At 64.7% G+C, this 218-nt stretch carries 1 protein-coding gene; it reads left to right on the top strand.

The annotated features are described in order from the left end of the window. Positions 1-218, top strand: a 218-nt coding sequence (locus tag V3390_RS10195; RefSeq protein ID WP_331704364.1) for a DUF7507 domain-containing protein, incomplete at both ends; no start/stop codon positions are given.

The raw sequence follows: 218 nt of genomic DNA, 5'->3' as shown, positions 1-218 counted from the left end.
CGGCGGCTACCTGTGCTGCTTCGACGTTGGCTCCGGGTGCATCGACGACGTGTACTGGTACGCACACCATCACGCAGACCGAAGTCGATGCCGGCAAGGTCGATAACACGGCAACCGCATCGGGTACTGCACCGGGTGCCACCACGGCAACGGTTTCTGACCCCGACGGCACCTCGACGCCGTTGGCGGCTGCGCCTGCAATCACGCTGACCAAGTCC

The organism is Aquilutibacter rugosus, assembly GCF_036541335.1.
In the GTDB taxonomy this organism is placed as follows: Bacteria; Pseudomonadota; Gammaproteobacteria; order Xanthomonadales; family Xanthomonadaceae; genus Aquilutibacter; species Aquilutibacter rugosus.
The sequence above is the reverse complement of the archived record's forward strand: the minus strand, read 5'-3'. Positions and strand labels throughout refer to the sequence as shown.